The sequence below is a fragment of the Brachyspira sp. genome (assembly GCF_050873525.1).
Lineage (GTDB): Bacteria > Spirochaetota > Brachyspiria > Brachyspirales > Brachyspiraceae > Brachyspira.
The window spans coordinates 1-6,916 of sequence record NZ_JBNMIZ010000141.1 but is presented as its reverse complement, the minus strand read 5'-3'; the positions used below and the strand labels follow the sequence as shown (position 1 = coordinate 6,916).

General features: G+C 31.2%; 8 protein-coding genes. All 8 read left to right on the top strand.

The genetic code is table 11. The annotated features are described in order from the left end of the window. Positions 1-53 precede the first annotated feature (53 nt). Positions 54-590, top strand: coding sequence for a hypothetical protein (locus ACR0QS_RS09360; RefSeq protein ID WP_432633178.1), 537 nt, complete (start codon positions 54-56; stop codon positions 588-590). Positions 591-726: 136 nt separating this feature from the next. Continuing rightward, entirely contained in the window at positions 727-1,776 is a 1,050-nt protein-coding gene (locus ACR0QS_RS09355) for a hypothetical protein (RefSeq protein WP_432633177.1), read from the top strand. Between the two features lie 5 nt (positions 1,777-1,781). Next, positions 1,782-2,759, top strand: a complete 978-nt coding sequence (locus ACR0QS_RS09350) for a hypothetical protein (RefSeq protein WP_432633176.1) — start codon at positions 1,782-1,784, stop codon at positions 2,757-2,759. A 104-nt stretch (positions 2,760-2,863) separates the two neighbouring features. Beyond that, complete coding sequence (locus tag ACR0QS_RS09345; RefSeq protein ID WP_432633175.1) at positions 2,864-3,799, top strand: hypothetical protein; 936 nt, start codon at positions 2,864-2,866, stop codon at positions 3,797-3,799. Between the two features lie 2 nt (positions 3,800-3,801). Beyond that, positions 3,802-4,596 carry a hypothetical protein gene (locus tag ACR0QS_RS09340; RefSeq protein WP_432633174.1) on the top strand — a complete coding sequence of 265 codons (795 nt, stop codon included), beginning with the start codon at positions 3,802-3,804 and terminating at the stop codon, positions 4,594-4,596. Positions 4,597-4,623: 27 nt separating this feature from the next. Next, on the top strand, positions 4,624-5,310 hold the full coding sequence (locus tag ACR0QS_RS09335) for an outer membrane beta-barrel protein (RefSeq protein WP_432633173.1): 687 nt from the start codon (positions 4,624-4,626) through the stop codon (positions 5,308-5,310). Positions 5,311-5,336: 26 nt separating this feature from the next. Then, positions 5,337-6,017 carry an invasin gene (locus ACR0QS_RS09330; protein WP_432633172.1) on the top strand — a complete coding sequence of 227 codons (681 nt, stop codon included), beginning with the start codon at positions 5,337-5,339 and terminating at the stop codon, positions 6,015-6,017. 137 nt (positions 6,018-6,154) lie between these two features. Then, positions 6,155-6,796: an Rpn family recombination-promoting nuclease/putative transposase gene (locus ACR0QS_RS09325; protein WP_432633171.1), complete on the top strand. Its 642-nt coding sequence runs from the start codon at positions 6,155-6,157 to the stop codon at positions 6,794-6,796. Positions 6,797-6,916: the final 120 nt, after the last annotated feature.

The following is a 6,916-nucleotide window of genomic DNA, read 5'->3' as shown; positions in this document are numbered from 1 at the left end:
GCCGAATAGCTTAATATATGGTTTTATAAAATAAGATTATATAAGGACAAAAAATGAAATTAGCGAATTTTTTTATAATACTTTTTATTTTAATATTATCTTTTACTTCTTGTAAAAAAACTACCGTTACAATTACTAAACCAGGGGAAGATATTTCATTGACTGATATTTTTGGCAAAATAGAAGACGGAACTTACGGCAACCTTAAAATAAGCAATGGCGGTCAGAATATGACTATCGGTGGAACTAATTATACAAATAATGGAGATATAGGCGGATTTGTAGGCATATATGAAAACTCTACAAATAGTAATGATAATATGTTAGTTATACAAGGTGCGGGAGCTACAATTACCGTGCCTGCAAATAAAAAAGGAACGGAAGCCGTGAAAAATGCTTTTGAAAAACTTGGCGAAGATAGAGCTACTTTCTATATTTCAGAAGCTATAAAACCTGAAAATCAAAAAGATGATGGAAGCGTAGATACCGATAAATTATTAAAAATGGCTACCAAAGACGAAGAAGATAAATTGAAAGAAATATTTAGCGGAAATAATATAACTTTTGGCAAATTTGAAACATATAAGTAAATCTCAAATAAAATACTCTTAACTAATTAATTTTTAAACCGTTTTATGTCGAAATATTATAATGATACAATTTTTTTATGTTTTTTTGATTAAATTGTTAAATTATAATTGAGGAACAAATTTTAAGAGATATAAAATGCGTAAATTTATAAAATATGTTTTTAAAATAACTTTTTATATATTAATTATAAATTCGTTTGTATATTTAACGGCATTTTCTCAAACTAATTTAGATAATTTTTTTGCGGGAGATTTTTCAACCAATAAAATTTTAGCGAGACAGTTTGCGAAAGAAAGGCAATTATTAAGCGTGAATTTGCTGCCGAGACATTCCATTATATTTCCTTCTTTTGTAAATAGTTTATATAAAAATATAGAGACTTTTTCGGGTTTGGCAAAAATTAATCTTAACGATATTAAACTTTCAGATAATATTAGCGCTAAAGATATTTTAAATATCGTAAACTTAAAAGGAAGTTTTTGGTATATTCCAAATATTTCCTACACTCTTTTGCTTAATAAAGTAATCGGAATAGAATTAGGAATAGGCGTTCAATCGGTATCGTATTCTTTGAATATACCTAAAGATAAAATGCCGGATTTTTTAAACAGAATGCAATCTCCAAATATGCCAGTATCCCTTTCGGAATTAGTTAAAGCGCTCAGAGGAGAAAATATAGGTTTTAAATCTTCTTTTTATTATATTCCAATTCATTTAGGATTAAAAATTATTTCGGGGCGAACGCATAAAACGGTAAATACTTTTAGACTCGGATTAGAAACGGTAGTTTACAATATCGATACCGAGAACATATTTTCTGGAGAGACGAGAAGAAGTTCGACCGTAGAATCGACATTTTATATTTCTTACGAACTGGGATGGCAAATAGATTTATTTCCAAATAAAAACTGGAGAGTTAAGCCTTATATAGATTTTTCTCTTTTCGAGATAGGAGTTTATATAAAGTCGGCAAACAAAGGAATTTACGAGGAGATTAGAAATAGTCTTCCTCATTTGAGCGACACTTCCGCCGTGAGTAAACTGCCTTTTGCTAGCGGTTTGAATTTAGAATCGTTTAGTTTAAATTTTCTTCCAGAATGGGATAGTTTTCCAAAAGCTGTGGGATTTGTGACCTCTTTGAAAATAGCGATTTTTCCAAGAGTGGGATTTACGATAAGGTTTTAATAATTATGAGATTTTTACTTAAGGTTTTATTATTAATATTTATTTCGTTAAATATAAACCGCATTTCCTTTGCCCAAGATATACTTTTAAATAATGGCGAACTTATAAATATTGAAATTAAAATTCCAGACGCGACTAATTCCACTAATGAAACCGAAGAAAAGAAAACGGAAGAACTGCCAAAAGAAACAAAAGCCAAAGAGACAAAAGCCGAAGAGATGGAAGACGAAGAAACCGAAAATTCAGAAAATACGGAAACAGAAGAAGAAAATTCAGAAATTAGCGAAAATATTACCGAAGAAAATTATATAGACGACAATTTTATAATGGATTATTCTTTAATAGATATAATTCCGTTCGACCCCGATACGAATTTACTTTCCGTAATTTCAAACGAAAATAATTTTGAAAACGGAATAAAATCTCATAGGCATTCCGTAGGCATCGATTTTGGAACTACTATCTTTGCCACTCTTAACGCTCCTTTACTTGTTAATCTGCTTTTCAAACAGGAAGAGAAGCAGACTTTGGAAGGCAAATTCGGATTTCGACTTACTTATACTTATAGACTTACCGAAAAAATAGATTTGGACGCGACTTTCGGACTTTATATTTTGAATACATATTATAAAAATAGCAATGCCGAATATTTCGGAGGAACTTACGCTTTTCCGCTTTCTCTCGGCTTGAGATTATATTTCAATAAAAAAGACAGAGCTTCGGGTTTTTTCATTCTTCCAAAAATAGGAGCTACGATATTTGCCACAAAAGGAACGGAAAACGGCGTTCAAAAGAATTCGACTTTATTCGATTTTTATGTCGCTTCGGAAATGGGATTCAGAATAGATATGTCAAGGAGACTTGGAGTAAACGGCGGAGTTCGTACTTTTATAGATATATCCTTGCTCGATATCGGAGTTTCATATTCCCATATATTTAGGTTTATTCCTTTGCCGAGACTCGCCATTGGAATTTTATTTTGATTTTAAATTTTTAAGGTTTTTAAAGTAATGAATTTAATTAAAAATAATGTATAATATAAGCGTAAGAAATTAATAAGGAAAATTAAGGACAGACTTTTATTGAAATGAAGAAATTATTTATAATCGTATTTTTTATTTTTTTTAATATAACTGCGATAAATCTGCATGCCAACGGAATACCTTTGTCTACCGTTTCCGATACGAATACATATCATTACATGAAAGGAAGGCAAATGATAAATGTCAACTTTTCTACGGGATACGCGGGATTTTTGACGGGCTTTCTAAACGCGATAACTTACGACTATGAGATTACGACTAATTTTGCAAAACTTAATTTTAATCTTCTAATTCCGGGAATTTCACAATTTTTGCATAATATGGATTTTAAGGGCAGCATGTGGTATATTCCAAATGTCGCCTACACATATTTACACAGACCGAATTTGGGATTTGAATTTTCAATGGGCGTTCAGTCGATGAGTTTTAAACTCGTAGCTCCGCAAAGTAAAATCTCGGGAATTTTAGCCGAAGGAACGGTTGCAAATAATATTTACGGAGATTCTACTTTTGAAAGTTCTTATACTTATATTCCGATGACTTTCGGAGTCAAACTTTTTACGGGAAAAACTAGAAGAACGGTAAATACATTCAGAATCGGATTCGAGCCAGTGGTTTATACTTTAAAAACTAAAAACACTATAGACGGAATAACAACAACGAGTAAAACTTACCGCAATTTTAATATGTATATCTCTTACGAACTGGGATGGAGTATAGAATTATTCCCGACTAGAGAATGGGCGGTTAAACCTTATTTTGATATATCGCTATTCGAGTTGGGCTATTATGTAAAATCTTCGGCGCATATTCTTTATAGAGACACATTGGAACATTTCAAAGCGTTTGGCAAAGGAACTTCGCTGCTCGATTTTTTGGATATGTATATTCCGACTTTACAAAGCGCGCCGTATCTTCCTTATTTAATGGGAATAAGATTTATTTTTCTGCCAAGAATAGGCTTTAGTATGAGGTTTTAAGAATGAAGCGATTATTAAACATTATCATATTGACGCTTATTTTTAGCGGAATTTCTTTCGCTCAAAGCAATTTTATGCCGAATTACGATATTATAGACATTAAGCCGATTGACACGAATATTCATGTTCCGTTTTTGACAAATTTGCAGACGAACAGGATTTTTTCAAATTCAATTTTTATCCCGGGAACGAATATTTATAACGGAGATTTTACTCATAAACATTCTCTCGGAGTCGATTTCGGAACGACTATTTTTGCGACTCTTATGGCTCCTTATCTGTTTAATTTAGTTTACGAACAGCCCGATGGAGCGGAAAGAAAAGCTTTGGACGGAAGATTTGGATTCAGATTCGTATATACTTTAAGATTATTGGATAAAATGGAACTTGACGCCACTTTTGGAATGTATTTTATAAACACATATTATAGAAATGCCATTTCATATTATAGCGGAAGCGTTTATGCGTTTCCTTTTTCTTTAGGCGTGAGATTCTATTTTAATAAAGGAAATAACCCGACAGGATTTTTCCTGCTTCCAAAACTCGGCGGAACTTTCTTTAAAACTAAAGCGAATTTATATTCCACAGCCAGCGGCACGGAAAATAAAGACACTTTTGTATTTGACAGATATCTCGCTCTCGAAATGGGATTTAGAATAGATATTTCAAGAACTTTGGGAATAACGAGCGGAGTTCGTCCTTTTATAGATATTTCCATAATGGATATAGGAGTTTCTTATGTTTATTTATTAAGATTCGTTCCGTTATCAAGATTTAGTATAGGAATATTATTTTAAAAATGTTTAAGGAAAATATATTTGATTATGATTGAAAATATTATTTTTAAGAAAATTATTAATAAAACTATAATAAAGAAATTATTTTTTATTTGTTTTATATTTTTTTGTTCGCGTTCAATCGCTTCGGCAATAGAAACGGGTTTATATATATCGCCTAAATTTATTTTTTCGGGTTTGAGTTTGAAAGTAAGCAATAAAAATGTTAATAATTTATATGTGGGAGCGGGCGCTTCGGTTGGCTATAATTTTTACGCGATAAATCTGTATTCTCCCGTTAGAGTGGAATTTGAATATTTATACAGAAGCGGACTGGAAAGAAATGTTCATTCCGACACAAATGTAAAAGATATGAATATGCATACTTTTTTATTCGGCGCTTATTACGATTTTTATTTTTGTAAAGTAAATTATAATCCGCTCGTGGAAAGCAAAGTTTATAGAAACGGAAAGAGATATTTAATGAGCGTTTATTTGGGAATTCTTATCGGAGCGGCTACGGAACAATATATTACGGAGACAATCGTTGAAAAAATAGGAATGGTAAGCATAGCGAATTATTATAATAAATCACAATTTAATATCGGCTTCGGACTTGGCTTCGCTCTTAATATAACGACTTTTGTTACTGTAGATGTCGGCTATAGATTTTTAATCGACACGGAAGTTAAAATGAAAAACGATTTTATAGCGGCTATGAGGCTTAATTTTTGATTTGAGTTTATAGGAGAATGAAATTAATGAAAAGATATTTATTGACAGTTATCGGAGTTGGGATTATATTTTTATGTTCGGCTTATAATCTGTTTGCCGTCTCGCCCGTATCTCCGAAAGGAATTTATCTCTCTCCTAAATTTATGTTTAGCCATGACGCGAATAATATTTATATAAAAGATAACGGAAAAAAAGGCTATTATAATTATTTGGGGCTTTCTGTCGCTTTGGGATACGGAATAACCACAGAAAATACTGTCTCGCCCGTTCGTTTGGAGTTCGAATATGCCATTGGTAAAGCGGTAGGAATGAAAGATAATTTTTTAATGCATACTTTACTTGGAACGATTTATTACGATATAAATTTCTTTTTTACCGATACGGAAATTACGGACGAAAATAAAAAAAATATATTGCAAAATCAATATCCTTTATTTGCAATTTATTTGGGTTTTTCGGTTGGGACAAAAATAAACACTCAATTAAAACATCAAATTGTGGAAGGAGAATTATCTACGGATATCGTATCCGACAATAAAATAAATATATCGAGAAACGCTATAGTATTCGGATTTTCGGGCGGTTTTTCGTTTAATATAAAAAGCTGGCTTGCGGCGGATATTGGATATAGATTTATAATTGATGTTACTCCGAGATGGTATCATGAAATTCTTTTAGGGCTTAGATTTACCATCCCGAAGATATAAAAAGAGTTATAATTTGTAATTGCGAAAAGAAGAAAATCGTCATTGCGAATGAAGTGAAGCAATATAAACTTAACTAGATAAATAAAATAATAAAAATTATTTTTTGACAAATAAAATTATTCTGTTATAATATTATTATGATTGAAAAAGATTTTAAAGTTTTGAACGACTACTTTATGCGCTATCTACTCGCAAAAGAAGACAGTCAAAATATACTTAAAGATTTAATTAATTCCGTAAGAATTGACGCAGGACAGGAAGGCTTTGAAGAAGTTAAAATTTTAAATACTTTCAACTTAAAGGAATCGATTAATGGAAAAGAGACTATTGTCGATGTTAGAGCGAAAACTAAAAGCGGAGAAACGGTAATTATAGAAATTCAAAGAGTAGGCAATAAAGCGTTTATTTATCGAGGACTTTATTATTGGGCAAAAAGCTACACTGCGAATTTGAAAGCTAAAAATAAATACGAAGATTTAAATCCTGTAATTAGTATTAATATTTTGGATTTTAATTTAACTGAAAATAAAAGCAAACCGCATAGTTGCTATTTTATTAAAGAATATGATACAAATGAAATATTGACTAATCATTTTGAAATGCATTTTTTAGAGTTGAAAAAATTTAATGAAAAATCTAAACTATACGAACCGCTTGCGGATTGGTTTAAATTTTTGAATATTAAAAAAGATTTGGCACGACTGTGCGCAGAGCGAGGAAACGATGAAAGTTTTAGTAGAAAAAAATCCCATAATGAAAGAAATTTACGACAAGTATAATAAGTTTGTAAAAAATGACGATTTAACGGAAGGCTATACGGAATGGGAAGAAAATTATTTTAGAATGCTAACATTGAGCGAAGAAAGATTGCAAGGAAAACTTGAAGGCATAAGAGAAGG

What these genes read in the sequence shown, in the direction of transcription:
- ACR0QS_RS09360 (WP_432633178.1), top strand. Translation starts at nt 54, where the DNA reads ATGAAATTAGCGAATTTTTTTATAATACTTTTTATTTTAATATTATCT.
- ACR0QS_RS09355 (WP_432633177.1), top strand. Translation starts at nt 727, where the DNA reads ATGCGTAAATTTATAAAATATGTTTTTAAAATAACTTTTTATATATTA.
- ACR0QS_RS09350 (WP_432633176.1), top strand. Translation starts at nt 1,782, where the DNA reads ATGAGATTTTTACTTAAGGTTTTATTATTAATATTTATTTCGTTAAAT.
- ACR0QS_RS09345 (WP_432633175.1), top strand. Translation starts at nt 2,864, where the DNA reads ATGAAGAAATTATTTATAATCGTATTTTTTATTTTTTTTAATATAACT.
- ACR0QS_RS09340 (WP_432633174.1), top strand. Translation starts at nt 3,802, where the DNA reads ATGAAGCGATTATTAAACATTATCATATTGACGCTTATTTTTAGCGGA.
- ACR0QS_RS09335 (WP_432633173.1), top strand. Translation starts at nt 4,624, where the DNA reads ATGATTGAAAATATTATTTTTAAGAAAATTATTAATAAAACTATAATA.
- ACR0QS_RS09330 (WP_432633172.1), top strand. Translation starts at nt 5,337, where the DNA reads ATGAAAAGATATTTATTGACAGTTATCGGAGTTGGGATTATATTTTTA.
- ACR0QS_RS09325 (WP_432633171.1), top strand. Translation starts at nt 6,155, where the DNA reads ATGATTGAAAAAGATTTTAAAGTTTTGAACGACTACTTTATGCGCTAT.